The sequence below is a fragment of the Nitrospira sp. ND1 genome, from assembly GCF_900170025.1.
Lineage (GTDB): Bacteria > Nitrospirota > Nitrospiria > Nitrospirales > Nitrospiraceae > Nitrospira_A.
This window is the reverse complement of sequence record NZ_FWEX01000006.1, coordinates 536,618-561,610: the sequence shown is the minus strand read 5'-3', so window position 1 is coordinate 561,610 and position 24,993 is coordinate 536,618. Positions and strand designations below refer to the sequence as shown.

The 24,993-nt window shown below is 58.5% G+C and carries 24 protein-coding genes; 22 read left to right on the top strand and 2 right to left on the bottom strand.

Annotation, left to right across the window (positions count from 1 at the left end; genetic code table 11):
* The first annotated feature begins 30 nt into the window (after positions 1-30).
* The 8 genes from NSND_RS07175 to NSND_RS07140 all read left to right on the top strand — a co-directional run bounded on the left by NSND_RS07175 (position 31) and on the right by NSND_RS07140 (position 7,868).
* A complete protein-coding gene (locus tag NSND_RS07175; protein WP_041186436.1) occupies positions 31-246 on the top strand; it encodes a MerR family transcriptional regulator in 216 nt (71 codons plus the stop codon).
* A gap of 13 nt (positions 247-259) precedes the next feature.
* Entirely contained in the window at positions 260-1,357 is a 1,098-nt protein-coding gene (gene pilM / locus NSND_RS07170; protein ID WP_159450679.1) for a type IV pilus assembly protein PilM, read from the top strand.
* Complete coding sequence (locus tag NSND_RS07165; RefSeq protein ID WP_080878345.1) at positions 1,354-1,908, top strand: PilN domain-containing protein; 555 nt, start codon at positions 1,354-1,356, stop codon at positions 1,906-1,908. The genes pilM and NSND_RS07165 overlap by 4 nt, the downstream gene beginning before the upstream one ends.
* 1 nt (position 1,909) lies before the next feature.
* Positions 1,910-2,533 carry a type IV pilus inner membrane component PilO gene (locus tag NSND_RS07160; RefSeq protein WP_013247925.1) on the top strand — a complete coding sequence of 208 codons (624 nt, stop codon included), beginning with the start codon at positions 1,910-1,912 and terminating at the stop codon, positions 2,531-2,533.
* A 41-nt stretch (positions 2,534-2,574) separates the two neighbouring features.
* Positions 2,575-3,180, top strand: a complete 606-nt coding sequence (locus NSND_RS07155) for a pilus assembly protein PilP (RefSeq protein WP_159450678.1) — start codon at positions 2,575-2,577, stop codon at positions 3,178-3,180.
* On the top strand, positions 3,177-5,171 hold the full coding sequence (gene pilQ / locus NSND_RS07150) for a type IV pilus secretin PilQ (RefSeq protein WP_080878343.1): 1,995 nt from the start codon (positions 3,177-3,179) through the stop codon (positions 5,169-5,171). The genes NSND_RS07155 and pilQ overlap by 4 nt, the downstream gene beginning before the upstream one ends.
* A 272-nt stretch (positions 5,172-5,443) precedes the next feature.
* Positions 5,444-6,601, top strand: coding sequence for a 3-dehydroquinate synthase (aroB, locus tag NSND_RS07145; protein ID WP_080878341.1), 1,158 nt, complete (start codon positions 5,444-5,446; stop codon positions 6,599-6,601).
* Between the two features lie 7 nt (positions 6,602-6,608).
* A complete protein-coding gene (locus tag NSND_RS07140; protein ID WP_080878340.1) occupies positions 6,609-7,868 on the top strand; it encodes a GAF and ANTAR domain-containing protein in 1,260 nt (419 codons plus the stop codon).
* A 40-nt stretch (positions 7,869-7,908) separates the two neighbouring features.
* Here the strand turns inward: NSND_RS07140 and NSND_RS07135 are convergent, their stop codons facing one another.
* Positions 7,909-8,829 carry a hypothetical protein gene (locus NSND_RS07135; RefSeq protein ID WP_080878339.1) on the bottom strand — a complete coding sequence of 307 codons (921 nt, stop codon included), beginning with the start codon at positions 8,827-8,829 and terminating at the stop codon, positions 7,909-7,911.
* A gap of 307 nt (positions 8,830-9,136) precedes the next feature.
* Between NSND_RS07135 and NSND_RS07130 the strand changes: the two genes are divergently transcribed.
* The 13 genes from NSND_RS07130 to NSND_RS07070 all read left to right on the top strand — a co-directional run bounded on the left by NSND_RS07130 (position 9,137) and on the right by NSND_RS07070 (position 21,915).
* Positions 9,137-10,507, top strand: coding sequence for a hypothetical protein (locus NSND_RS07130; protein ID WP_080878338.1), 1,371 nt, complete (start codon positions 9,137-9,139; stop codon positions 10,505-10,507).
* 77 nt (positions 10,508-10,584) lie between these two features.
* On the top strand, positions 10,585-11,901 hold the full coding sequence (gene urtA / locus NSND_RS07125; RefSeq protein ID WP_080880828.1) for an urea ABC transporter substrate-binding protein: 1,317 nt from the start codon (positions 10,585-10,587) through the stop codon (positions 11,899-11,901).
* A gap of 49 nt (positions 11,902-11,950) precedes the next feature.
* Positions 11,951-13,492, top strand: coding sequence for an urea ABC transporter permease subunit UrtB (urtB, locus tag NSND_RS07120; protein ID WP_080878337.1), 1,542 nt, complete (start codon positions 11,951-11,953; stop codon positions 13,490-13,492).
* 26 nt (positions 13,493-13,518) lie between these two features.
* Positions 13,519-14,652, top strand: coding sequence for an urea ABC transporter permease subunit UrtC (gene urtC / locus NSND_RS07115; protein WP_200810511.1), 1,134 nt, complete (start codon positions 13,519-13,521; stop codon positions 14,650-14,652).
* The gene (urtD, locus tag NSND_RS07110) at positions 14,649-15,416 is read left to right on the top strand and encodes an urea ABC transporter ATP-binding protein UrtD (protein ID WP_080878335.1); all 768 of its coding nucleotides are present in this window, start codon (positions 14,649-14,651) and stop codon (positions 15,414-15,416) included. The genes urtC and urtD overlap by 4 nt, the downstream gene beginning before the upstream one ends.
* Positions 15,417-15,560: 144 nt before the next feature.
* On the top strand, positions 15,561-16,271 hold the full coding sequence (gene urtE, locus NSND_RS07105; protein ID WP_080878334.1) for an urea ABC transporter ATP-binding subunit UrtE: 711 nt from the start codon (positions 15,561-15,563) through the stop codon (positions 16,269-16,271).
* A gap of 267 nt (positions 16,272-16,538) precedes the next feature.
* Positions 16,539-16,880, top strand: coding sequence for a CC0125/CC1285 family lipoprotein (locus tag NSND_RS07100; protein ID WP_235000191.1), 342 nt, complete (start codon positions 16,539-16,541; stop codon positions 16,878-16,880).
* Between the two features lie 34 nt (positions 16,881-16,914).
* Positions 16,915-17,217 carry an urease subunit gamma gene (locus NSND_RS07095; protein ID WP_080878332.1) on the top strand — a complete coding sequence of 101 codons (303 nt, stop codon included), beginning with the start codon at positions 16,915-16,917 and terminating at the stop codon, positions 17,215-17,217.
* Between the two features lie 86 nt (positions 17,218-17,303).
* Positions 17,304-17,687: an urease subunit beta gene (locus NSND_RS07090; protein WP_080878331.1), complete on the top strand. Its 384-nt coding sequence runs from the start codon at positions 17,304-17,306 to the stop codon at positions 17,685-17,687.
* Between the two features lie 40 nt (positions 17,688-17,727).
* On the top strand, positions 17,728-19,455 hold the full coding sequence (locus tag NSND_RS07085; protein ID WP_080878330.1) for an urease subunit alpha: 1,728 nt from the start codon (positions 17,728-17,730) through the stop codon (positions 19,453-19,455).
* 155 nt (positions 19,456-19,610) lie between these two features.
* Positions 19,611-20,297 (top strand): urease accessory protein UreF, encoded by a 687-nt coding sequence (locus NSND_RS07080; RefSeq protein ID WP_080878329.1) that lies wholly within the window; start codon positions 19,611-19,613, stop codon positions 20,295-20,297.
* Between the two features lie 68 nt (positions 20,298-20,365).
* Positions 20,366-21,037 (top strand): urease accessory protein UreG, encoded by a 672-nt coding sequence (ureG, locus tag NSND_RS07075; protein WP_080878328.1) that lies wholly within the window; start codon positions 20,366-20,368, stop codon positions 21,035-21,037.
* 155 nt (positions 21,038-21,192) lie between these two features.
* Positions 21,193-21,915 (top strand): urease accessory protein UreD, encoded by a 723-nt coding sequence (locus tag NSND_RS07070; protein WP_080878326.1) that lies wholly within the window; start codon positions 21,193-21,195, stop codon positions 21,913-21,915.
* Between the two features lie 6 nt (positions 21,916-21,921).
* On the opposite strand, the gene NSND_RS07065 is transcribed toward NSND_RS07070, so the two are convergent.
* The gene (locus NSND_RS07065; RefSeq protein ID WP_143833450.1) at positions 21,922-22,824 is read right to left on the bottom strand and encodes a hypothetical protein; all 903 of its coding nucleotides are present in this window, start codon (positions 22,822-22,824) and stop codon (positions 21,922-21,924) included.
* 328 nt (positions 22,825-23,152) lie between these two features.
* Here NSND_RS07065 and NSND_RS07060 point away from each other — a divergent pair, with 328 nt between their 5' ends.
* Positions 23,153-24,922, top strand: a complete 1,770-nt coding sequence (locus NSND_RS07060; RefSeq protein WP_080878324.1) for an NAD+ synthase — start codon at positions 23,153-23,155, stop codon at positions 24,920-24,922.
* Positions 24,923-24,993 lie beyond the last annotated feature (71 nt).

Here is a 24,993-nt window from a genome sequence, read left to right as displayed (position 1 = left end):
TGCGATGAATAGCGGCGTTTGAGGCGGTTCGTGAAGAAAGTCAGCGATGTCCCAAAAAAGAAATTGTATAAGACCAACGAGGTCTGCGAGATGTTCGACATCTCGCGCGCGACGTTATTTCGCTGGGAGCGTGAAGGATTGATCACCGGACCACCCCGCGACTGGCGAAATTGGCGTCTGTATACCGCCGAAAATGTCGAACAAATCAGGCACGTGATGGGTGGTGGACGAAAAGAGGTCGCGTAGAGAGGGCATGAACATGCTGGCTTCACTGAAAAATCTGGCGGATATGGAATTTCTCTCGATGTTTTCTCCGCAGCGGCAGTTGCTGGGGCTCGACATCGGTTCGAGCAGCATCAAACTGGTGCAGATCAAGGAACACCGGGGCCGGTATACGTTGCAGAAGTTTGCCGTCAAGGAATTGGAGCCTGAAGTGATCGTGGACGGCACGGTCATGGACGAAGGGCGTGTCGTGTCGGCCATCAAGGAATTGTTGGCCGAACAGAATATCAAATTGAAGCAGGTCGCCATCTCCATCTCCGGCCATGCGGTCATTGTGAAGAAAATTTCCCTACCGCCGATGCCCGATGAGGAGCTCGATGCACAGGTGAAACTGTCTGCCGAACAGTACATTCCCTTCGACATCAATGAAGTGAACCTGGACTTTCATGTCTTACCCCCGTCGGAGAATCCGGACGAGCAGAGCGAAATGTCGATTGTGCTGGTCGCGGCGAAAAAGGACAAGATCAACGAATTGACCGAACTGGTGAAGGCGGCCGGACTGAGTCCGGTCGTGATGGATGTCGACGCATTTGCGGTGGAGAACATGTATGGCGTGACCTCGCCCGCCACGCAAGACGACACCACGATTCTGGTGAACATCGGGGCCAGCGTGATGAACGTGAATATCGTGGGAGGGGGAGTCTCCCTCTTTACTCGCGATATTCCCTTGGGAGGGAACCGGTATTCCGAGGCCGTGCAGCGGGAGATGGGCGTCTCGTTCGAAGAGGCGGAGCAACTCAAGAAAAGCGACCGAGACGACGATCATACACTAGCATCGGTCATGGAGAGTGTGAATGCGGAAGTGGCGTCGGAGATCGCCCGCACGATCGATTACTTCAAGACGACCTCTTCGGAGAGCGAAATTGCGCGGGTCTTGCTGTTCGGCGGGGGAGCTAAGGTCAAGGGCCTGGCTCAACAGCTTCGCGATCGCATGCACGTCGAGGTGGAAATCGCGAATCCCTTTAATGAGATCGACACTTCGCAGTGCGACGTCGATCCCGATCAGTTGACCGAAATGGGGCCGCTTGCGGCGGTGGGGGTAGGCCTCGCGCTCCGGACGGTGGGGGACCGATGATTAGAATCAACTTGCTCGCAACTGGACCCCGGTCCAGGAAAGCCAAACCGCAGTGGGATGTACGTGCTGAGGCCTTGATCGGCATCGGGGTGTTGCTGGTCACCTTGACGGGGTGTTGGTATTACGCCGCTTCCCTTGATGAGGACATCCAGGCCAAGCAGAGCGAGAAGCAGGTCAAGGACAAGCAGGTTGCTCAGTTGAAAGAGCAAGTCAAGGCCGTGCAGGACTTTGAAGAGAAAAAGAAGCAGCTTGAAGCGAAGAATCGCATCATCGACCAGCTCGAAAAGAGCCGGACGGGACCGGTCAAGGTGTTGGACCACGTCAGTCAGAGTCTGAATCCCCTGAAGGTCTGGCTCGTGCGGCTGAATCTCAAGGGCAACAACGTCGAGCTCGAAGGTCGCGCGCTGACGAACGATGATGTGGTGGAATTCGTGAACAACCTGCGGCGGACCGATCAATTCGGCGCCATCAAGTTGATGGAGAGCCGGGCGGGACTGGACAACAAGATGAACACCTATCAATTCAAACTCGACCTGTCGATGAAAGGCTAACATGAGTCTGAATGCAATCAGCTTAGACGGCCTCCGCAGCATTCCGACAGGTCAGAAAGTCGCGCTGCTCGGACTGTTGGTGGCGGCGATTTTGGTAGGGTTCTATTTCTACGTGGTCGATCCCAAGACCATGGAGCTGGAAGCGGTTCAGGGTCAGGTCGCCCAGTTGGATACCGAGATTCAGAATCTGACCTTGAAGGTCAAACATCTGGATGAATTGGTGGCGGCGAGCAAGCAGCTGGAAATCGAATTGGCCGCGAAGAAGGAACGCCTCCCGCCGGAAGAAGAGGCGGTGATGCTGCTCAAGCAAGTGTCCGATCTTGGCATGCGACTGGGGTTGGATGTCCGTCTCTGGAAGCCGGGGACGCAAGCTGAGGATCCGTCGAAGCTCTTCATTCGGATGCCAATCAACGTGGAAGTGGCCGGCGGATACCATACAGCCGCCATCTTCTTCGATCGTATCAGCAAGCTGTCCCGTATCGTGACGGTTCAGGATGTGCGGATTGGCGCGGCTCGTGTCGATCAAGGACGTGTGGTCACGCAGACGGTGTTCGATCTGGTGGCCTATGCTGCCCCGGGAGAGAAAAAGGCCGCCGCGCCCGTTCCTGCGGCGAAGCCAAAGTGAGGATTGGAGCCTAGCTTATGCCCAACGCGAGGGGACGCACCGTGAAGAGACGAATCTGGTGGCGCGGGTCGATGGCCGTTGCAGCGGTCCTGCTGGTGAGTGGAGGCGCGGTGTCGCCTGTTGAGGCGAAAACACTGCCTCACTTGCGCCAAGTGGCGTCCATGCGGCCGGCCGATTCCTTGAAGGTCATGCCGTTGCCCGAGGGGAAGCGGTCTGAGCCGGCTGTTGAAGCTCCGGCCTCGCGTTCCGAAGCGGCGGTCTCAGCATCGGGGGATTCATTGTCGACGGAATTTTCAGGAACCTCGTACGATCCGTCGGGTCGTCGGGATCCCTTCCTGCCTATGATCCAGCTGGGCCAGCAGACAGAGCAGGATGTGACTCTTCCCCCGCTGCAGCGCGTCGGCCTCACGGAACTGAGTTTGATCGGGGTGCTCTGGGGCAATTACGGTTACACGGCCATGGTTCAGACGCCGGACGGCAAAGGGTACAGCATCCGCCGCGGGACACGAATCGGGCCCAACAATGGTGTGGTCAGTTCAATCACCGAACGAGGCATCATCGTTCAAGAGCGGTTCACGGACGTGTACGGGAATAAACAGGAGCGGGAATACGTCAAGCTCCTGCACCCGAAAGAGGGTACAGAATGAAACATGCACAGGTTGGTGTACATCCGCTGCTGAGTGTCACTGTGATGGCCGGAGTGTTGGGGCTTGCCGGATATGTGCAAGCCGCGGCGCCAGGCGAGACGACCGGACTGACCGGATTCACGCAGGCCACTGACCAGAGTGCGGCCCTGTCCGTGGAGAGCGCCGCACCCGTCCCCGAGCGTGCAGTTGCCGCCGCCCCGGCTGCGACGATGCTGACAAAGGTGGAAGTGAAGCCTGATGGGAGCCGGATGGCGTTGATTCTCAGCGGGAACGGCGTCTTTACGCATACGGTGAAGATGATCGGGGATCGCCGGATGGTCGTCGATATGCCGCACATTCAGTCGGACGGCCACCAGTCACAGCTGATGGTCGGTCATGCCTTGTTGTCGAGAGTCCGATTCGGGTATCACGCGGACAAGGTGCGGTTAGTGCTGGATTTGACGCAGTCCGTCGAACATACCATCGATTCAACCGACGGCCGCCTGGTCCTGACTCTGGAGCCGAAGGCGGCGGCGTCCGTCGTTGAAACGAAAACTGTGGACGGTGGCGCCTTGGCCCATGTTGAAGCGTCGGCGGAACAGACGGGTTCGCTGGAACCGAAGCAGCCGACGTCCCACCCCACGTTAGTGACGCATAAATCACCGAAAGCCCTGTTTCGTATCCAGCCGATCCAGTTGACGGCGGAGTCGGTTCAGAAAGAAGACCGGAAGCCTGAGAGTAATGAGGTGGTGAACGGCGCATCCCGATTCGTCGGCCGGCGTATCTCCCTCGATTTTCAGCAAGCCGATATCAGCAATGTGTTGCGGTTGATTGCGGAGGTCAGCGGCTTCAACATTGTGGTCGGGGAGGGTGTCAAAAGCAAAGTCACGATGAAGCTGGCGAATGTGCCGTGGGATCAGGCCCTCGAGATGCTGCTGAAAATGAATGCGTTGGGGATGATTCGCCAGGGCAACATCGTGTGGGTGGATACCCTGCAGAATATTGCCAAGCAGCAGGATGAAGAAGCGCGGGCAAAGGACTCGAAGGCGAAGGCAGAGCCGATCGTCACCCGGGTATTCTATATCCGGAATCTCAACGCCACGGAAGTGCAAACGTCGTTACGCCAGAACTTGAGTCCGCGCGGGACCATGACGGTCAGCGCTGCGAGCAATGCCCTCATCATCAGCGACACGGAGTCCAAGCTGGAAGTCCTGCGGCAGTTGCTGGACGGCGTCGATCTCGAAGTACCGCAAGTGCAGATTGAGGCCCGCATCGTTCAAGCCGACACGACCTATACCCGCTCACTCGGTGTGCAGTGGGGTATCCAGAACGTCAACCAGCTGGGAAGCTCCAGCGGAACGTCTGCCTTCAAGACCGGAACTACCGGGGCATTCGGCGCCCAAGTCTCGGACTTCCTGATCAACTTGCCGGCTAACCCCGGATTGCCGTCGGTGCCGGGTGCCGGATTCTCGATCGGGAAAACCGACGGGGCGATGTTGGATGTGCGGTTGTCGGCCGGTGAATTGCTGGGCTTGACCAAAGTGATTGCGGCGCCGAAGATCACGACGCTGGACAAGCGGGACGCCAAGATTGCCCAGGGTGAATCGATCCCGTTCCAGACCACGTCCTTGCAGGGAACCCAGACGACCTTCGTGGATGCAAACCTGGAGTTGAACGTGACGCCGCAAATTACCTCTCGCGACCCGAAAGAGATCGGCAAGCAGATTCTCATGAAGGTGCGGGCCACCCGGAACGCCGTCGGCGCCCGGAGCAACCCGGCCGGTCCGAGCATCGATCGTCGTGAAGCGACGACCCAGGTGCTGGTGCGTGACGGGGAAACCATGGTCATCGGCGGTGTCTTCGTCGATACTCAGTCGAACAACGTGGCAGGAATTCCCTATCTGTCACGTATCCCGGTCCTGGGCTGGTTGTTCAAGAACAAGACCGAGAACGTCTCCAAGCAAGAGTTGCTGATCTTCCTGACGCCGACGATCGTGCGCTCGACAACTTGACAGGTCCCAGCGCGGCAAGTTAATAATCGCCCCCATTGAAGATGGTACGCTATCTCAATGGGGGCGAATCCTGCGGAACGTGTCTTCTCCCCCTATCTGATAGCGCTCCTTCCGGGTGTCTTCTTCCTCTAGATATCGCAGGTTACGATCCAGTCTCCTTCGCCTCATGGCCTATCGGGGTATCTGGATTGTTCGCGTGGCTCGCTTCCCGGGCCATGCCGCCATCATGGACTTGAGACTCAGCCCTGCGTCCACACGCTGCGTGATACCTGATGACACGTTCTTCTATTGATAGGCCGTCCCACTCCATTCATGTCGAACTCGGTGCGCGAAGTTACGCCATCGTCATTCGCCGCGATCTTCTTCGGGAGATCGGGGAGGAGCTGAAGCGTCTCAAATGCGTGGGCAAGGTAGGGGTCGTGACCGATCGCAATCTTGCCAAGCACTATCTCACGCAGGTGACTCGCAGGCTGAAGGCCGCCGGGTTTACGGTCGTTCCCATCGTGCTGCCTCCCGGGGAGCGGACAAAAACCCTTCGCTCCATCGGGACGGTCATGGATGCCCTCGTGAATGCCAGATTTGAGCGTTCCTCGACGTTGCTGGCCTTGGGTGGGGGTGTCATCGGCGACATCACGGGATTTGCCGCCGCAATCTATCAGCGTGGCATCCCGTTCGTGCAAGTGCCGACGAGTCTGGTGGCCCAGGTCGATTCAAGTGTCGGCGGGAAGACGGGTGTCGATCACCCCAAGGGGAAGAATTTGATCGGGGCCTTCAACCAGCCGCGCGCGGTGTTCATCGATCCTGCGATGCTGGCGACTCTGCCGCTGCGCGAGTGGGTGGCTGGTCTGGCTGAGGTCATCAAATATGGTGTGATTGCGGACGCGGCCTTCTTTGAGTATCTGGAACAGAACATGGCATCGATCCAGAAGTTGACCGATGACGCCGTTGCGCACATCGTGAAGCGGTCCTGTGAGATCAAGGCACAGGTGGTGTCGGAAGATGAGCGTGAGGCCGACCGACGCCGCATTTTGAACTTCGGCCATACGATTGGGCATGCGTTGGAATCCCTCGGCGGGTATCGGGGCTTCATCCATGGGGAGGCCGTTGCGGTCGGGATGGTTTATGAGGCCGACCTGGCCAGGCACCTCGGCTATTGTGGCGCAGAGGTGGTTGCTCGATTGCGCGCACTGGTGAAGGCCGCGGGTTTGCCGGACCGGTTGCCGAAGGTCGCGTTCAATGCGTTGTGGGGTGCCATGCAGCAGGACAAGAAAGTGTCTGCCGGAACGATTTTTTGTGTGGTGCCGGAGCAGATCGGGGCCGTGCGCATTGTTCCATTGGAGAAGGCCACGACGCGCGCCTGGTTTCAGGATGTCCACACCAGAGAGGCAGCCGAATTGAAGCGTGCAAGGCCCGTCGGACGGGCACGTTAGGAGTGGAATGGCGACTAAACGAACGCTGACTCAAGTCGAGCAAGCCTTGCGTGAAAAGACGCGTGAGGTGGATGTCCTCCATCGCATCAGCGAGTCGATCAGCAACACGCTCGACTTGGAGGCCGTGCTCCGGCATATCGTGGATATGGTCGTGGAAGTGACCAAGGCCGACGCCTGCTTGCTGTATTTGTTGTCGGATAAAAGGGACGAGCTGATCCTGAGGGCCTCCAAGAATCCGCATCCGAAGCTGATCGGGCGAATCACCATCGGCATGGGCGAGGGTATCACCGGATGGGTGGCGCGGGAGCGGACGCGTGTCGTCATTCCCAACAGCGCTAGCGATGACACACGGTTTAAGTTCTTTCACAATCTGCCGGAAGACCGCTACCAGGCATTTGTCTCCGTGCCGATTACGACCAAGCAGGAGGTCGTCGGCGTCATCAATGTGCAGCACAAGCGGTCGCGCCGATACCGGCCCGACGAACTGGCGTTGCTCTCGACCATTGCCACGCAGGTCGGAGGGGCCATTGAGAACGCCCGCCTGTACGATCAGATGACGCGGAAGGCGCTACAACTGGATACGCTGTCCCAGGTCTCGGAGACCGTGTCGTCGAACCGATTGATAGAGGACGTGCTGCAGTTGATTGTGACGATGACGGCTCAAATGATGGGATCGAAGATTTGCTCCATCATTCTTCTGGATCAGCCGACCGGTGAACTTCGGATCGCCGCCACGCAAAGTCTGAGCGAGCAGTATCGGCGCAAGCCCAACGTGAAGATCGGGCAAAGCATCAGCGGGCGTGCCGTTCAGGATCGTCGGCCGATCATCGTGCCGGATGTCACTAAAGAAGGCACCTACATGTATCCGGACATGGCTGCGAAGGAGGGCCTCTGCTCGCTCCTGTGCGTGCCGATGCTGGTGCGTGAGAAGGCCATCGGCGTGATCAATACGTATACGTCCAAGCCGCATACCTTCACGGCGGAAGATGTCAAATTGATGCAGGCGATTGCCAATCAGGCCGCGATTTCCATTGAGCACACCACGTTGCTTGAGAAATCGTTTGAAATGCAGGAAGCCTTGCAGGTCCGGAAGTTGCTCGACCGGGCTAAGGGGTATCTCATGCGGTCGAAGCGGCTGTCGGAAGAAGACGCATTCAAATTGATTCAACGCCAGAGCATGGATCTTCGCAAATCCATGCGAGAGATCGCAGAAGCCATTCTCCTGGCCGGAGAAATCGAAGAACGGGCCGATAAGCGTCGAGACTAGTTCCGAACCGCCTGTGAGCCGATGATGGTGTCGGATGGGGTTATTTGAAAGGCGTGGCGCCTCGATTGTTCTGTCGACTCCCTAGTTGCCGTTTGATGTCCTGAAGTTCTTTCTTGAGTTCTTCCACCTCGGAATCTCGTTTCTTCATCTCCTCTTTGATGGTGTGAAGTTCGCTGTCCGCAGCACCCGACCCGGCTGGTTGTGTTGTCGGTGACGGCTGGAGACTCTCCGTCGCGCGATGGGAGAGTGCCGACGGTGCTGAGGGGAGGGGGAGTTTCGCCAAGGCCTCATAATCGATGATGAGGACGTTGGTCGGGTCGTCGAGAAAGGCCGGTGCGAACTGGTTCGAACGCAATGCCTCGGCCGGAGCAAATGTTAGCTGGCGATTCAGCTGTCCGCTCGGCTGCGGAAGACGGCGATTCGGCATGTTGACCGTATCGGGATTGTCGCGGCGTTGTCGGTACTCAGTCAGCGTGATGAAGAGAGAATGTCCGTACGCGAAGACGGAGCCGGTTGTGGTTTCTTCCGGCGAGAGCCGGAGCGGAGGCTCGGATGAACCGACAGCGGCGCCGGCCCGTTCTCCATATCCACGTTCTCCCCGCTGTATCAGACGAAATCCAATCTGTTGATCTGCCGCCGCTCGCCGCAAGGCGTCTGTGATCGCGGGAGCGAGAAAGGCAATGTCCTGCCAGGAGAAAGCCGGGACCGTCGATGTTTGAGTCATGCCCATGGCTCGCAGGAGGCCCGTCTCTTCATGCACCCTGATGCCTTGCAGGCTGCTCGCGATGAGGCCCTGGTCGAGTCGAATGGGGTGGGTCGCCTGGAATTGGCGATCGGGAATACGATCCAGGTAGACCTGGCCCTGCGCGGATTCCTGCACGATCACGTCCACTTGCAGGCCGCTCATGCAGCCTGACATCAGCAGAGTCAATAATACGAAGCCTGTTTGACGCCAGTACATGGAGTGCTTCCTGTTTCGTGATCGAATTGCCTCCGCGCGAGGTAGTGTACCACAGGGAAAATCGTAAGAGTGGGAAGAACAACGTATAGCCTTGCTTGACAATCGAGAGCTCAGAGGCGTATACACCCAACCTGTGCGAGGATAAAGTCAGGACAACGTGGTCCTGACTTGTTGTAGGCAGCAAGTGCGCAGAGGACAACGGCGTCCTTTTGGTCCGATGGTTGGACCGGAAGGGCGTTTTTTTTTGCGCGTGAGCCCTCCGGTCTGGCGTGAGTCGAATCGTTTCGAGCCAGGAGGGCAACATAGCATGCAGGTACGAAGGACAGGAGTCTACACACTCTGCGCGATCGTGATGATGGTCGCTGTGGTTGCGACGACGGTCGGCGCGGAGGAGCAGAGTGCCGGAGAGGCAGCAGGGGCCGGTCAACGATTGCGAGACGTGGAAGCCCCGCCGGCCGTGATCTGTGGAGGGTGTGTAACCCCCACCTTTGCCGGTGAAGGCAAGGGGAGCATCGTTCCCTACGGTCGCATCGAGTTGGATGGGATCTATAGTAACCGAAATACCAACCCGCTCGATCCCGGTCAGTTTAACGGCTATGCGACAGCCGCCGGCAAGAGCAGCAACGCTTCCTCGACGTTAAACCCTCGATACAGCGTCTTCGGGTTACGTGCCGACCGAACGGATGGAACCCATTCGCTCACCGGCGTCGTCGAGGCGGATTTCTACAGCCAGACCGACAATGCGGGCAATATCTCGCCCCGCCTGCGGTTGGCGAACGTTAAATACTCGCCGAATAACAGCCGGACGACCATTACGGCCGGTATGGATTGGACGCCGATCATGTCGTCCCATCCGAACCTGATCGATTTCTCTATCATGGGGTACAACGGGAATCTGTGGCAGCGTCTTCCGCAGATCACCGTGAAACATCAATTTAACGAGAACGTCAACGGCCTCTTGACCGTCATGCGATTCGAGCGCGGTCTGTCGGCCATTCAACCACAAACACAGCGGCGAACCTTTCAGGGCGCCGGCGCTGCCGCGGCGGCACCAGGCAGTTGCGGGAACAGCGGATTTGCTTGTTCCGAAAACGCGTTCAACGACCCGGTGCAGATGCCCTATGTTGGAACTCGGTTCGCATACATGGGAACGGGCGATCAGGCAGGCTACATGGTGGCCCTGAACGCTGCTTTCCGGCATTACCGGTCTGCGCCCACGGCCGGTGGTATTCCGGCCGGCAACGATATCAATTCGTACCTCGTCGGCGCAGAGTTTGCCGCGCCCCTGACCAGCCGCTTGAAATTCACCGGCGAGATTGCCTACGGCCAGGCATTGGGAGTGGAGTTCTTCCGTTACGGCCAAGAGCGAAATCTGGGGACAGGAAAACCGATCCGCACCGTGATCGGCTGGGGAGAGTTTGACTACGCCTATGACCGGCGGCTCACCCTCATTGCCGGGTATGGATTCGACAACCCGCTCAATTCCGATCTGCGCGGGACCAGCGCGGGAGTAGACACGCAATATGTGCTCAATCATCGGACGTACCTGACGGCCGTCCGCCATATCTGGGGCGACTTGTATGCGTCGTTGGAATGGAATCATCTCATGAGCGAATGGTCAACTGGGGAGCATTTTGCCGGCGATAATTTCATGCTCTCAACTTGGTACAACTTCTAGCCAGCGATGACGGTGAAAGGAGTCGAACGATGAGCACTCAGAAACGACAGGGGATAGATGACGTGACATCCGGTTCGATGCCTGAGGAGTCCTCCTCGCGGCGTGAATTTTTGGTGCGGAGTTCTCGAACCGCGGTCGGGATCGGGATTGCCGCGTTGTTGGGAAACCTCGGGAACTGGGCGCTCTCCTATGGGGCCGACAAGGAACCGATCAAGGTCGGGGTGTTGCACTCGCTCAGCGGCACGATGGCGATCAGCGAGGTGTCGTTGAAGGACGTCGTCTCGATGGCGGTCGAAGAAATTAATGCGAAAGGCGGGCTGCTGGGGCGCCAGCTGAAACTGGTCGTCGTCGATCCGGCTTCGAATTGGGATTTGTTCTCGGAGAAGGCCAAACAACTATTGGTGCAAGACAAGGTTGCGGTGGTCTTTGGATGCTGGACGTCGGTCAGTCGGAAGTCTGTTTTGCCGGTGTTTGAAAAGAATAATGGCTTGCTCTTCTATCCCGTGCAGTATGAAGGGGAAGAGTGTTCCAAGAATGTCTTCTACACCGGGGCGGCGGTCAACCAGCAGGCGGTGCCGGCCGTGGAATATCTGATGAGCAAGGAAGGGGGCGGGTTTAAAAAGTTCTATCTGTTGGGAACGGATTACGTCTACCCACGGACGACGAACAAGATTCTTCGTGCCATGTTGCTGGCCAAGAAAGTGCCCGCGGCCAACATCATGGAGGAGTACACGCCGTTCCATCATCAAGACTATCAGACGATCGTCGGGAAGATTAAGAAATTCTCGGCCGGGGGCGGTGCCTGTGTCATCAGCACGATCAACGGCGACAGCAATGTCCCCTTCTATAAGGAGTTTGCCAATCAAGGTCTACGTGCCGAAGACGCGCCGATTATGGCCTTCAGCGTGGCGGAAGACGAGCTGCGTGGAATGGACAAGACGGCACTGGTTGGGCATTTGGCGGCATGGAATTACTATCAAAGCGTCGACACGCCGCAGAACAAGCAGTTCGTGGCGAGCTTCAAAGCTTACTGCAAGAAGAACAATCTGCCGGACAGTGACAAACGTGTCACCGACGATCCGATGGAAGCCGCCTATTTTGGTGTGCACGTGTGGAAACAAGCGGTTGAGAAGGCAGGCAGCATCGAGGTGGACGTGGTTCGCAAGGCCGTGTACGGCCAGAAGTTCCTCGCGCCGGGCGGAGAGATCGTGATGGACGAAGCTAACCACCATACGAACAAACCCGTGCTGATCGGCGAAATTCTCAAGGACGGCCAGTTCAAAGTCGTCTGGCGATCGAAAGGTTTGGTCAAACCGGAACCGTGGAGCGAGTATACGAATCCGGAAAAGGGATGCGATTGGGTAAATCATCAAGGCACCTATAAGAAAGCCTGATGTGAGCAGAGCACGGAGTGACTCACACACGCATGAAAGCACACTGCGAATGAATTTCCTCGTGGGGATCCTGTTGGTCTGGTGCGCGGTGACATTGGGCGTGACGGACGGGTCTGGGGCGGAGGCACGTCCCGGTGCCTCCGCGCCGGATCAACTTGAGCAGGTGTTGAAAGAGTTGTCGAGTGACGAAGAATCGGTGCGAGAACGGGCGATTGGTCTGTTGATCGAACAGGGGGACATCACCTGGTTGCCACGGTTGGAGGAGTTGCGGGCCAACGCGGATAGAAGTCTGCGCATGGCGATCAAGCCGGTGGCCGATGCCTGGAGACACCGCGCCAACCTGGCCAGCCTGGATGCCGACACGCGGCGCTCGGCTGCGACCGACCTGGGGACGGGCGGGCGAGTCATGGCCATTCCCTGGTTGGAAGCGGCGGCGAGCGGTGAGACCCACCGGTGGGCTCGGTATGCGATGGACGAGTCCACACAGTTGCTGAAGCTCGCTTCTAACGATCCGAACGTGAAGGCGCAGGCTGCGGCGAAATTGGGGGAGATGCGTAGTCAGAACGCAGTCCCGGCATTGAAGGAACTGGTGCACGCCGCCAGTGACCCGAACAGTACCGAGCAGCAGAAAACGCTTGCGCCGGTGGCGACTCTTGCCATCGAGCAGATTGAAACCTGGAACGTCTGGTCGACGGTGATCGAAACGGTGTTTCGCGGCATCAGTCTGAGTTCCATCCTTCTCATCATGTCCGTGGGACTCGCGATTGTCTTTGGGTTGATGGGCGTCATCAATATGGCGCACGGCGAACTGATGATGATCGGCGCCTATGCCACGTTTGTGATGCAGGAATGCTTCAAGCTCTATGCCCCTCCAGCCTGGCTTGATTCATACTACCTTGCGGCATTGCCGGCCTCGTTTCTCGCTGCCGGCTTGCTCGGATTTATCCTGGAAGCGACGGTGATTCGCTTCCTCTACGGACGTCCTTTAGAGACGATGCTGGCGACCTGGGGCGTGAGCCTGATTCTGATTCAGGGGGCACGGATCTATTTCGGGGATTTGACGGCGGTCGCGGCTCCTGCCTGGCTAAACGGCGGGACGCAGGCCATGGTGGGGGTGTTTTTGCCGTTTAATCGCCTGTTCATCATCGGCCTCTCCATCCTCTGTGTGACCGGGATTTACGCATTTCTGTTTCGGTCGAGCTTAGGGTTACGAGTGCGAGCCGTGACGCAGAACCGCAACATGAGCGCCTGCCTGGGTATCCCCACCAGGAAGGTCGATGCGTACACGTTTGCCTTCGGGTCCGGCTTGGCCGGGATCGCGGGCTGGGCCTTAACGCTGGTCGGGAATGTGGAGCCGGGACTCGGGCAAAACTACATCGTGGATTCATTCATGGTGGTGGTGACAGGCGGTGTCGGGAAACTTGCCGGCACCATCATTGCCTCGTTGGGGATCGGCGGGTTGAACAAAGTGATGGAGCCCAGTCTTGGAGCGGTCTACGGCAAGGTCTTGATCCTTGTGCTGGTGATTCTCTTCCTCCAGCGACGGCCGGCCGGACTGTTTGCGGTCAAGGGGCGTCACGCAGAAGGATAGGCATTTCCGGAAGAATGGGAGAATCATTGGCGTCACAGTCGAACACACGAAACGAAGGCCCCATCCTTTGGGGCATCGGGTTTATACTTCTCTTTGTGCTGCCGATTCTCAACGTGTTGCCGGCCGAGGATTCCTGGTTGCATGTGTCCGATTTTGCCTTGAACCGCTTTGGAAAGTTTCTGGCGTTTGCCATCCTTGCGCTCGGCCTCGATCTCATCTGGGGGTACGCAGGCATCCTCAGTTTGGGGCAGGGGGTGTTCTTTGGTGTGGGTGCCTACTGCATCGGGATGCACCTCATGCTCACGATCGGGAACGAGAGTGTCTACGGCAGCGCCCTGCCGGACTTCATGGTCTGGAATCAGGTGACGGAGTTGCCGTTATTCTGGAGGCCCTTCTACAGCTTCACGGCTGCCGTCCTGGCCGGCCTGCTGGTGCCGGCGGGCTTTGCGTTGCTATTCGGCTTTCTTGCCTTTCGCAGCCGGATTCGTGGCGTGTATTTCGCGATCATCACGCAGGCCTTGGCCCTCATGGCCTGGCTCGTGTTCAATCGGAATGAAACGAACCTTGGCGGGACCAACGGTCTAACGGACTTTAAAACCATTTTAGGCTTTCGCCTATCTGAACCTGGAACACAACTGGCCCTCTATGTTGTGACGGTGTTGTGTCTGGGCGGATCCTATGTGCTGTGCCGCTGGATCATTGCGTCGCGGGCCGGCCGGGTGCTGATCGCCATTCGCGACAGCGAGCAACGCGTCCTGTTTTCTGGTTACGCGCCGGCCAATTACAAATTGTTTGTTTTTGTGGTCTCCGCAGCGCTGGCGGGCCTAGCCGGAATTCTGTATGTCCCGCAAGTCGGGATCATTACTCCGGCGCAGATGGGGGTATTGCCCTCGCTTGAAATGGTTATTTGGGTAGCAGTGGGAGGCCGCGCGACGCTTGTCGGTGCCATTGTCGGCGCCGTCGGCGTCAATCTAGGCCGCAGCATTCTCACGAATCACTTTCCGGAACTGTGGCCGTTTTTCCTGGGGGGACTGTTTGTTGTGGTGGTGCTGTTGTTTCCCGACGGGGTTATGGGGATCAGCACGCAGGTGCGTGAGAAGGCTTTGGAGTGGAGCGCCCGATTGCGAAAGCCCCCTGCGGTCGAGGAGGAACAGGCATGACGGAACACGGTTCCATTATCTATTTGGAAGGCGTTGTCGTCGATTATGACGGGTTCAAAGCGTTGAACAATCTAAATTTCATCGTCAACCATCGCGAACTGCGGGTGGTGATCGGCCCGAACGGAGCCGGCAAGACGACGTTGCTCGATGTCATTTCGGGCAAGACCAAACCGGTGGCCGGGCGTGTGATCTTCGGCAAAGACATGGACCTGATCGGCATGCGGGAGTATGAGATTACGCAGCTGGGAATCGGGCGCAAATTCCAGGCCCCCTCCATCTATGGCAACCTCACCGTGTGGGACAATCTGGATCTGTCGTTGAGCCGTCCCAGCAAGGGCGTGTTGTCGACGTTGAGGGGCCAGTCCACCCAAGCAGAGCGGCAGCAAATCGACGAGGCCTTGGAGACGATCGGTCTCACGGGGCAGGCGTCGCTGCGCGCCGGGTCCCTTTCTCATGGCCAGAAGCAATGGCTCGAAATCGGCATGGTCATTTTACAGGACCCTGAGTTGCTGCTGGTGGATGAGCCGGTAGCCGGCATGACGGATGAAGAGACCGCGCAGACAGGCCTGCTGCTTCAGTCACTGGCGAAGAGGCATGCCATCGTTGTCATCGAGCATGACATGGAGTTTGTCCGGCAGATCGCGCGGACCGTGACCGTGCTGCATGAGGGAACCGTGATCTGCGAAGGGTCGGTGGAAAAAGTGCAGGCAGATGACCGGGTAAGAGAGATTTATCTGGGGCGCCAGAAGGTGGCGCAGGGGTAGTAGGATGTTGAAACGTGCTTCCAGCGGCGTTCTCGGCTCGGCACGCTTCTCAACGTACCGCAAGGATACGCCTCCGGTTTTGTCTCACCTGCGGCCGTGCTGGACACTCTTTTGAACATCCTGAAGTGGTAATCAAGAAATACGATGCTACGACTTGAAAAGGTTAACGTCTATTACGGTGAAAGCCATATCCTGCGGAACGTCTCGTTTGACATCGAGGCGGGGCAGGTCGCCTGCGTGATGGGGCGTAACGGCGTCGGCAAGTCCACGACCCTCAAGGCCATCATGGGCCTGTTGCCCGTCCGTAGCGGAAGCGTTTTTTTCGATGGAAGCGATATCACCAAGGCGTCGACCGACCGGCGGGCCAAGCGCGGCCTTGCCTATGTGCCTCAGGGGCGAGAGATTATTCCGCATCTCAGCGTACGCGAAAATCTGCAATTGGGATTTTGGGCGCGTGGGACTTCGGCGAATGGCACGTCGGAGAAAGCCGCGTTCGACGAGGTGTTCACGCTGTTTCCGAAGCTCACGCAAATTCTGGAGAGGCCGGGCGGGGTCTTGAGCGGCGGGGAACAACAACAGCTCGCAATCGGGCGCGCTATCCTGTCGAGCCCGAAGGTGCTGTTATTGGACGAACCCACCGAAGGCATTCAGCCGTCGATCGTCGACCAGATCGAAGACGTCATCATCGGGTTTAAAACGGCGCGCCGGTTTGCGATTGTTCTGGTTGAGCAGGGCCTGCACTTCGCCGCGCGACTGGCGGACAGTTATGTCGTGATGGCGAAGGGAACGGTGATGGCCGCGGGGAAAAAAGATGAGCTCAGCGCTGAGATGGTGAAACAGCACTTGACGGTGTGATCAGGACAGAGGAGCTGGGGGTCGTCTCCTGCTCGCGCAACGCGCGGCCTCAGAAGGCCCTGGTTCGACAATCGCATCTGGGCTACCTGTGCCGCTCTGCGGAGAGCTATACCTCGGGCCAGGATAGCGAAAGGATACGGTTGATCTGATGGGCTTCCCTGGCTAGTATGTGTGCCGCATGCCGTGTTGGCTGTTCTTTTTCCTACCTGAGGGGGAATGGTTCTTAAGACATCTTTTAAGATGCCGTTTGTGGCGTGTCTCCTTACTTTGGCAGCTTGTACAACCGGTAATTATACTCCGCTTGCAGGGGCTGATAAGGATGAGGTCGAGCAACTCAAGGAGAACGTCTTCCGTGTCGAGTATCGGGTCAGTTCGTTCACCTCGCAGGAGCAGTTGGATGCTTATTTGAGGCGGCGTTGCGCCGAGCTGACATTGCGCGAGGGCTACGATTTCTTCCACCTCGCTCAGCGGGCTGATGTGTTGGCGCTCTCACGGCGCACCTCGATGACGGTGACGATGTATAAGGGGATGAAGCCGGTTGGCGCAGACGATGTCTTCGATGCGAAGGAAGTCCTGGCTGTGCCGGCGATCTCGCTGACGCACGATTAACGGCTTCCGCATGACAATTGAATGAGGGTTTGGAATGCATCTGACACCGCGTGAGCAGGAAAAGTTATTGATCTATGTGGCGGCGAATTTGGCGAAAGAGCGCAAGGGGCGCGGGCTGAAGCTCAACCACCCGGAAGCCGTCGCCTTCATCACGGCAGAAATCCTTGAGGGAATTCGCGACGGCAAGTCGGTGTCGGAATTGATGAGTTACGGCGCCACGCTGCTTAGTCGAAAAGATGTGATGTCCGGTGTGCCGGAAATGATTCCCGAACTTCAGGTCGAGGGCACGTTCCCTGATGGCACGAAACTGGTGACCGTGCATGAGCCGATCCGGTAGGTGATTGAATGAAGAGGAAATCTAAGATAGCCGAGAAGAAGCCACGATCAATGTCGTCTCGCGCAAAGAGCCAGCGCAGCCTTGCAATGCCTGCACCCGTCATCCCCGGAGAAGTCATTCTCGGTGAAGGCGACATCATCGCCCTGCATGGCCGACAGACGCTCGACCTGACCGTGTCCAATACCGGTGATCGGCCGATCCAGGTTGGCTCCCATTGCCATTTTTTCGAGGCCAATCGAGCGCTCACATTTGATCGTGAAAAGAGCTATGGGTTTCGTCTGCAAGTGCCGGCCGGAACGGCGGTGCGGTTCGAGCCTGGCGAGTCTAAGCGAGTGACGCTCGTCGCACTCGGCGGCAACCGTGTGGCCTATGGCATCAATGGTTTGGTGAACGGCAAGCTGGATGATGCGCAGGTGAAGGCGGCTGCGCTGGAACGAGCCGTGGAACGTGGCTTTGTCGCTAAGCGCTGACACGAGATACGTTTCACGAACGACCCTTCACGAGGACCATATGAAAATTCCACGACGCCAATACGCCGACCTTTACGGCCCCACGACCGGAGATCGCATTCGCCTGGCCGATACAGATCTGGTTGTCGAAATCATGCGCGATCTGACCATGCCCGGCGAAGAGGCGAAGTTCGGCGGCGGCAAGGTTATTCGCGACGGCATGGGGCAGTCGCCGACTGCCACCAGGGCGAAGGGCGGGCTGGATCTCGTCATTACGAATGCCGTTATCATCGATTGGTGGGGCGTGGTGAAGGCCGACATCGGTGTTCGCGACGGGCGAATCGTGAGCCTCGGCAAAGCCGGCAATCCCGATCTGATGGATGGTGTCACGAAGGGCATGGAGATCGGGCCTTGCACGGAGGTGTTGTCTGCGGAAGGCAAGATCGTCACGGCCGGCGGGATCGATACGCATATCCACTTTATTTGTCCGCAGATCATCACCGAAGCCTTGGCCAATGGATTGACCACGCTCATCGGCGGCGGCACCGGGCCGGCGACAGGCACGAATGCCACTACCTGTACGCCGGGGCCCTGGAACATTCATCGCATGTTGGAGGCGGCGGATGGTTTTCCGATCAATCTCGGTTTTTTGGGCAAGGGGAACTCGTCGCTGCCTGAAGGATTAAACGAACAGGTTGAGGCGGGTGCGATCGGCCTGAAGTTGCATGAAGACTGGGGGACGACACCGGCTACGATCGATACCTGCCTGAGTGTGGCAGAACGTTATGACGTGCAGGTGGCGATCCACACTGATACGATCAATGAGGCCGGGTTCGTCGAAGACACGATCAAAGCCTTCAAGGGCCGGACGATCCACTCGTTCCATACTGAAGGCGCCGGCGGCGGCCATGCGCCGGACATCATCAAGGTGTGTGGCGAGCCGAACGTGTTGCCCTCCTCGACGAATCCCACCATGCCGTTCACCATCAATACGATGGACGAACATCTCGATATGCTGATGGTGTGCCACCATCTGAATCCGCGAGTGCCGGAAGATATCGCCTTCGCCGAATCACGTATTCGTCGTGAGACCATTGCGGCCGAGGACATTCTCCACGACATGGGCGCGATCAGTATCATGTCGTCCGACTCACAAGCGATGGGACGCGTGGGCGAAGTCATCATCCGCACCTGGCAGACGGCGCACAAAATGAAAGTGCAGCGCGGCCACTTGTCGGAGCACGGCGTTGAGAAGCAGGATGGCCAACATGATAACTGGCGCGCGCGACGCTATGTGGCGAAATACACGATCAATCCCGCCATTGCGCATGGAGTGGCCCACAAGGTGGGGTCGGTCGAAGTCGGCAAGCTGGCGGATTTGGTGTTGTGGAAGCCGGCGTTCTTCGGTGTAAAGCCGGAGATCGTGATCAAGGGGGGCTTTCCGATGTCGGCGGCCATGGGTGATCCCAATGCTTCGATCCCGACCCCGCAACCGGTGCTGACGCGGCCTATGTTCGGAAGCTTCGGTCGTACCCCCTTCTCCACGAGCCTGACGTTTCTCTCGCAGGCAGCAATGGAACGAGAGGTGCCGAAACAGTTGGGACTGCAGAAGCGCGTGGCGGCGGTGAAGGGGTGCCGCAACATCGGCAAACGCGATTTGAAGTTGAACGATGCTTTGCCGCGGATCGAAGTCGATTCGGAAACGTACGAAGTCCGCGCGAATGGGGAACTGCTCAGATGTGAGCCGGTTTCGGTTCTTCCCATGGCGCAGCGGTACTTCCTCTTCTGACGGCTGCTGAACACGCCGCCGGGCGACGTGCTCAGCTCGAAAGCATCCTCCACGTACCCCAAGGGTGCGCCTCCGGTGCGTTCGCCGTCTGCGGTCTTGCTGGGAAGCGCTTTGAGCAGCCTGACTATCGGAGCCAGTAGTCGGTGAGTGCCAATATGAATACCGTGTCCCTGATCAATGGCCTCCGGTTTATCGATAGTTTTTTTCCTTCCGGCGGATACGCCTACTCATCGGGGTTGGAAGCGGCGGTGCAGGCTCTAGCGGTGCGTTCCGGGGACGACTTGTTTTTGTATGTGGAAGACATGTTTCGGCATGAGATCGCGCATCGCGAGGCTGTGGCGGTCGGTGTGGCCCACAACGCCTTGTTCAGCAACGACGTTCAGTCGGCGTTATCGATCGATCACGAGTTGCATGCGTTGAAGCTCGGCCGGGAATCGCGGTTGGCGAGCCAACAGATGGCGAGACAGGTGGTGAAGATTGCGGTGGAGCAGCCTGCGGCGCATGCCGTTGTGTTGGGCTTTCATGCGGCCATGGAGGCCGGTCGGACGCCGGGCCATTTCCCGGTCACCCTGGCACTAGCGTTGGCGGATGCCGGCTGGGAGAAAGCGGAGACCATTGCCGCGTTTTGCTATCAGACTGCCGTCGGGTTTGTATCTGCCGGATTGAAACTGTTACCGATCGGGCAACGTGAAAGCCAGCATCTGCTTGAACGATGGACGCCGACAATCGGCGAATGCGTGCGAGAGGCCGCTCAGTTGACCACCATGACCGCCTGGTCGCCGGTACAGGCTATTTACGCCATGCGCCACGGCCGCTTGGAATCGAAACTATTCAGGTCGTAGCAGGGGGACGCCTGAAGCATCCTTGATCGCGGCGCTTCCGGACATACGAACGACGAGGGACGAAGACCATGCATCGTGAGGATGAACATTTCTGTGGGAGCGGTCGTCCGACTGACGCGCGAGCGAAAGGTATTCCCGTCATCGGCATCGGAGGGCCGGTCGGATCGGGCAAGACGGCCCTTGTTGAAGCGCTCTGCTTAAAATTGCGGGATCGGTATAGTTTGGCGGTGGTAACCAACGATATTTTCACGAAGGAAGATGCGGAGTTTCTGACGAAACGAGGGGCGCTGCCGCAGGACCGCATTCTTGGTGTGGAAACGGGCGGGTGCCCGCACACGGCGATTCGCGAAGACGCGTCTCACAATCAGGCGGCGCTGGACGATTTGCTGAAACGCCATTCCGAGGTTGAACTGATGTTCGTGGAAAGCGGCGGCGACAATCTGGCGGCCACTTTTAGTCCCGAGTTGGTCGACAAGGTCATCTACGTGATCGATGTGGCAGCAGGAGATAAGATTCCTCGCAAGGGCGGGCCTGGGATTACGCGTTCGGATCTGTTGGTAATCAACAAGATCGACCTGGCCCCGCACGTCGGAGCGGATCTCGAGGTGATGGATCGCGACAGCCGACGCATGCGTGGCGAGCTGCCATTCATCTTCACCAACCTGCATACGGGCGAAGGTTTGGACCGCGTCATCGAGTGGATTGAACAGGCATTGCCGTTACACACCCACCAACATTAGGCTGTCAGGTGTCCCTGTCAACCCTGCGCTCACACCAGTCGGCCATATCGGATGTCGGTCGTGTCGGCCGGCTTGACTTGCAGTATAAGCGGCAGGGCCAAAGGACTATCCTGGCCACGTCCCGATGTTCCAGCCCCTGGCATCTGTTTCCGCCGATGTATCTGGACTCTTCTGGCTGCGCGTTCACCTCCCTCGTCAATCCATCGGGTGGGTTCGTGGCAGGTGATCACCTCTCGATTCATGCGTCGCTGGAACGTGATGCGCATGCCGTACTCTCGACTCCCTCGGCGAATCGTGTGTATCGCTCATTGGGTGAAGAAGCCAGACAGACGGTCGATCTTTCTGTGGCAGCAGGTGCGATTCTCGAATGGTTCCCCGAGGTGACGATTCCGTTCGCCGGTTCGCGTTTCACTCAAACGATGGACGTGCAACTCGCGAAGGGCGCCACTGCGATGATCTGGGATAGCCTGGTCTCCGGGCGTGTTGCTCGCGGGGAACGCTGGGCCTTCACTTCGTTACGGAACGAGATTCGAGTCATGGCCGCATCCGGAGCCCAGCTATTGGAACGGTATGAGGTGAAGCCTGAACAGGGACAGGTCGGGTTGGTGTCCCGGTATGATTACGTCGCTTCCCTCTTTGTGGTGAGCGACGGCATCGATCCGATGAAGTGGCCGCCCTTACGTGGAATCGTGGCGGATATTCTGGACTCGATGGGTGATGAAGTATTGGGCGGGGTGACGGAGCCGACCGTTCCAGGGTTGGCCGTCAAATTGGTGGCCCGCTCGGCGGAGGTGTTGGTTACGGTACAGGAATTGTTGTGGGACGTAGTACGTCGGGAGTTGCTTGGTCTCACGAGGCCGGCCCTGCGTCGGTACTAACCGGAGTTATGGTGCCGTCGTCGGCTTGCGGGGCGCCGCTTTCGGCTTCGCCTTTGAGCCAGCGGCGTCTTTCTCAGCTAACTGACGTCGTACCGATTCCAACTCTGCCTTGAGCTTCTGGAGTTCCTCCGCCTGTTTGACCACCACATCCTTCGTGGATTGCAGTTCCTGCTGCAAGCGGCTCTGGTCGGCAAGGGGCGAGGTTTGTGTCTGCGCTGCCTCGGCAGTTGTGTTGTGGTCGGCTTCGACAGGGGATGGCGCAGGAAGCTGGCTCAGCGCCTCAAGGGAGACAGCGATACGCGGCTGTTCAGGCTCGACGATCATCCAGGGTTGAGGGACATCGGCTCGCACGAGGGCTTGTGGGGGCCTGAAGGAGAGCCTGAGTGTTGCGGGTCTGGTCTGTCCATCCGCGGACCCCGATCGGTAGTGAGACAGGTTCACTCGCAGGGTGGTCTTGTGCATGTAGAGTGTGCCTTGGGTCGTGAGACCGTCATCCTGCATGGTGAAGCGAACCCGCTGGTCAGGTTGGGCCTGTGCGAGTGCGCCGACGATGAGCGGGGCCAGAAACTCCACTTCCTCGTGAGAGAACAGCGGATAACTCTCCTGCGCCATGCTGCTTCCCGGCCGATCGAGTCCTGAAACGGACAGGCCGGTGAGCAGGCGTCCCGTCAGCGAGGCCGTCAGATGGGCAGGATGCGACGCCTGAAAAGTCTGCGGGGTGCCGTATTTAGCGGTCGTACCACGGCTGGTCTGGCGTTCAAGAGCGACGGCTCCCAGGGGGCCCTGTCCGACAGGAGTCAGGTTCGTCCCGAGGCTGCAGGCGCAGAGGAGGAGGCAGGGAAGCGCCAGCTGCCAGGCGAGCCGGAAACTGCTGAGTCGTGATTGTGTTGGGGTGGGAGGGCGAATCATGAACCGCATGGCGGCCGATTGTACCACAGGCTGACCGCGGAACCGCCTGGTTTTCCCTGGAAAAGTGCGATTCAATTGGTTGACAGCCTGTTTAGGCCGGTGGTATACACACGGGATAATTTCCGGGGACAATGGCGTCTCCGACGAGTAATTCGTTCCGAACGATACATTGGAAGCAGGACAACGACGTCCTCCGATCCACCGAGGTGGGTCTGAGGACGTTTTTTTTATCAGCATGCTGATGAATCCCGTCAGCTCAGGATCTTAAAGTTCCGATGACTCGTGTTCAGGCTGATAGCTGAACGCTGAGGGCTTACAGGCTTTAGATATGCGGTCGCTCCGAATTGCCATGGCCCAGATCAATCCGACCGTCGGGGATATTGTCGGCAACACGCGCTTGATCCAGACGTGGATCAAGGAAGCGCGCCAAGCCAAGGCCGACCTCGTGGCCTTCCCGGAACTGGCCATCACCGGCTATCCGCCGGAGGATCTGTTGTTCAAGCCCCGTTTCATCGAGGACACGCATCGTGCATTGAGGGCGGTCGCGGCGGAAGCGCGCGGGGTGGTCGTGGTCGTCGGGTATGTAGGGCAGGGGGCCACGGCTGTTTTGACGTCGGATGCTCCTTCGTTCCCGCTGGCTGGCCGGCACGAGTTGTACAACGAGGCGGCGGTGCTGTCCGATCGGCGGATTCTGGCCACCTACCGGAAACGGCATCTGCCGAACTACGGCGTGTTCGACGAGAGCCGGTATTTCCACCCCGGCTCCCGTCTGCCTCTGCTGGTCCTGAACGGCGTCACGATCGGCGTCAATATTTGCGAAGACATCTGGTTTTCTGACGGTCCCACCCGTGCGCAGGCTGCAGCGGGGGCCGAGGTCATCGTCAATATCAACGCATCCCCGTTCCATGTCGGGAAGGGACGGATGCGCGAACAGGTGCTGGCGACCAGGGCCCGCGAAAATCGCGTGATCGTGACGTACACCAACACGGTCGGCGGGCAGGACGAACTGGTGTTCGACGGCTGCAGCATGATTGTGGACCAGGCTGGCGAGATCGTGGGGCGGGGGAAGGCGTTTGAGCAGGATCTCATCGTGGCGGATCTCGACGTCGCGGCCGTGGGGCGGGCACGACTGACCCAGGGACGCAAGAGACCCCTGCCGCCGCGTGTGGCGGCCCTCATTGATCGGGTCGATGTGCGCCTGCCTGCGAGAAAGTTGCAATCGGTCGTGGTGCCGGATCTGGAGCCTCCGCTGGGTCGCCTCGACGAGGCCTATCGCGCCTTGGTCCTCGGGGTGCAGGACTATGTCCGCAAGAACGGGTTCAAGCGCGTCGTCATCGGATTGAGCGGCGGGGTGGACTCGGCCATCACAGCGGTCATCGCGGTAGACGCCTTGGGCGCTGAGAATGTGCTCGGGGTGTTCATGCCCTCGCCCTATACGTCCAGAGCCAGCCGCGAAGATGTCGCCGATCTGGCCAGCCGGCTGCACATTCAGGTCGATACCCTGTCCATTACGGCGACGTTTAAGAGTTACCTGCGCGCCCTCAGCCGATCCTTCAAGGGACGGCGCCCGGACACGACCGAAGAGAATCTACAGGCCCGGATCAGGGGCAATCTGCTGATGGCCTATTCAAATAAGTTCGGTCATCTGGTGCTGACCACCGGCAATAAGAGTGAAATGAGCGTCGGATACGCGACGCTGTACGGCGATATGGCCGGAGGGTTTGCGGTGATCAAGGATGTGCCGAAGACCATGGTGTATGAGTTGTCGCACATGCGCAATCAGGTCGGGCCGGCCCCGGCGATTCCAAAGCGAGTGCTCGAGCGGGCTCCGACCGCGGAATTGCGCCCCGATCAAAAAGACGAAGACAGTTTGCCGCCTTACGCCATCCTCGATCCGATTCTCAAGGCCTATGTCGAAGAAGACCGTGCGTTGGAAGACATTACAGCGATGGGGTTCGATCGGGAGACGGTCGCGCGGGTGATCGTGCTGGTGGACCGGAGTGAGTACAAGCGGCGGCAGGCGCCGCTGGGAATCAAGATTACGCATCGAGCGTTCGGGAAGGATCGGCGGATGCCGATCACTAACGGGTATCGGTAGTACGGGCTGCATCAGGACCGACAACGACGTCGGTCGGCAACACTGGCAATGGCGCCAGAGAGACGGGGCTC

What these genes read in the sequence shown, in the direction of transcription:
- pilM (WP_159450679.1), top strand. Translation starts at nt 260, where the DNA reads ATGCTGGCTTCACTGAAAAATCTGGCGGATATGGAATTTCTCTCGATG.
- NSND_RS07165 (WP_080878345.1), top strand. Translation starts at nt 1,354, where the DNA reads ATGATTAGAATCAACTTGCTCGCAACTGGACCCCGGTCCAGGAAAGCC.
- NSND_RS07160 (WP_013247925.1), top strand. Translation starts at nt 1,910, where the DNA reads ATGAGTCTGAATGCAATCAGCTTAGACGGCCTCCGCAGCATTCCGACA.
- pilQ (WP_080878343.1), top strand. Translation starts at nt 3,177, where the DNA reads ATGAAACATGCACAGGTTGGTGTACATCCGCTGCTGAGTGTCACTGTG.
- aroB (WP_080878341.1), top strand. Translation starts at nt 5,444, where the DNA reads ATGACACGTTCTTCTATTGATAGGCCGTCCCACTCCATTCATGTCGAA.
- NSND_RS07140 (WP_080878340.1), top strand. Translation starts at nt 6,609, where the DNA reads ATGGCGACTAAACGAACGCTGACTCAAGTCGAGCAAGCCTTGCGTGAA.
- NSND_RS07135 (WP_080878339.1), bottom strand. Translation starts at nt 8,829, where the DNA reads ATGTACTGGCGTCAAACAGGCTTCGTATTATTGACTCTGCTGATGTCA.
- NSND_RS07130 (WP_080878338.1), top strand. Translation starts at nt 9,137, where the DNA reads ATGCAGGTACGAAGGACAGGAGTCTACACACTCTGCGCGATCGTGATG.
- urtA (WP_080880828.1), top strand. Translation starts at nt 10,585, where the DNA reads ATGCCTGAGGAGTCCTCCTCGCGGCGTGAATTTTTGGTGCGGAGTTCT.
- urtB (WP_080878337.1), top strand. Translation starts at nt 11,951, where the DNA reads ATGAATTTCCTCGTGGGGATCCTGTTGGTCTGGTGCGCGGTGACATTG.
- urtD (WP_080878335.1), top strand. Translation starts at nt 14,649, where the DNA reads ATGACGGAACACGGTTCCATTATCTATTTGGAAGGCGTTGTCGTCGAT.
- urtE (WP_080878334.1), top strand. Translation starts at nt 15,561, where the DNA reads ATGCTACGACTTGAAAAGGTTAACGTCTATTACGGTGAAAGCCATATC.
- NSND_RS07095 (WP_080878332.1), top strand. Translation starts at nt 16,915, where the DNA reads ATGCATCTGACACCGCGTGAGCAGGAAAAGTTATTGATCTATGTGGCG.
- NSND_RS07090 (WP_080878331.1), top strand. Translation starts at nt 17,304, where the DNA reads ATGCCTGCACCCGTCATCCCCGGAGAAGTCATTCTCGGTGAAGGCGAC.
- NSND_RS07085 (WP_080878330.1), top strand. Translation starts at nt 17,728, where the DNA reads ATGAAAATTCCACGACGCCAATACGCCGACCTTTACGGCCCCACGACC.
- NSND_RS07080 (WP_080878329.1), top strand. Translation starts at nt 19,611, where the DNA reads ATGAATACCGTGTCCCTGATCAATGGCCTCCGGTTTATCGATAGTTTT.
- ureG (WP_080878328.1), top strand. Translation starts at nt 20,366, where the DNA reads ATGCATCGTGAGGATGAACATTTCTGTGGGAGCGGTCGTCCGACTGAC.
- NSND_RS07070 (WP_080878326.1), top strand. Translation starts at nt 21,193, where the DNA reads ATGTATCTGGACTCTTCTGGCTGCGCGTTCACCTCCCTCGTCAATCCA.
- NSND_RS07065 (WP_143833450.1), bottom strand. Translation starts at nt 22,824, where the DNA reads ATGATTCGCCCTCCCACCCCAACACAATCACGACTCAGCAGTTTCCGG.
- NSND_RS07060 (WP_080878324.1), top strand. Translation starts at nt 23,153, where the DNA reads ATGCGGTCGCTCCGAATTGCCATGGCCCAGATCAATCCGACCGTCGGG.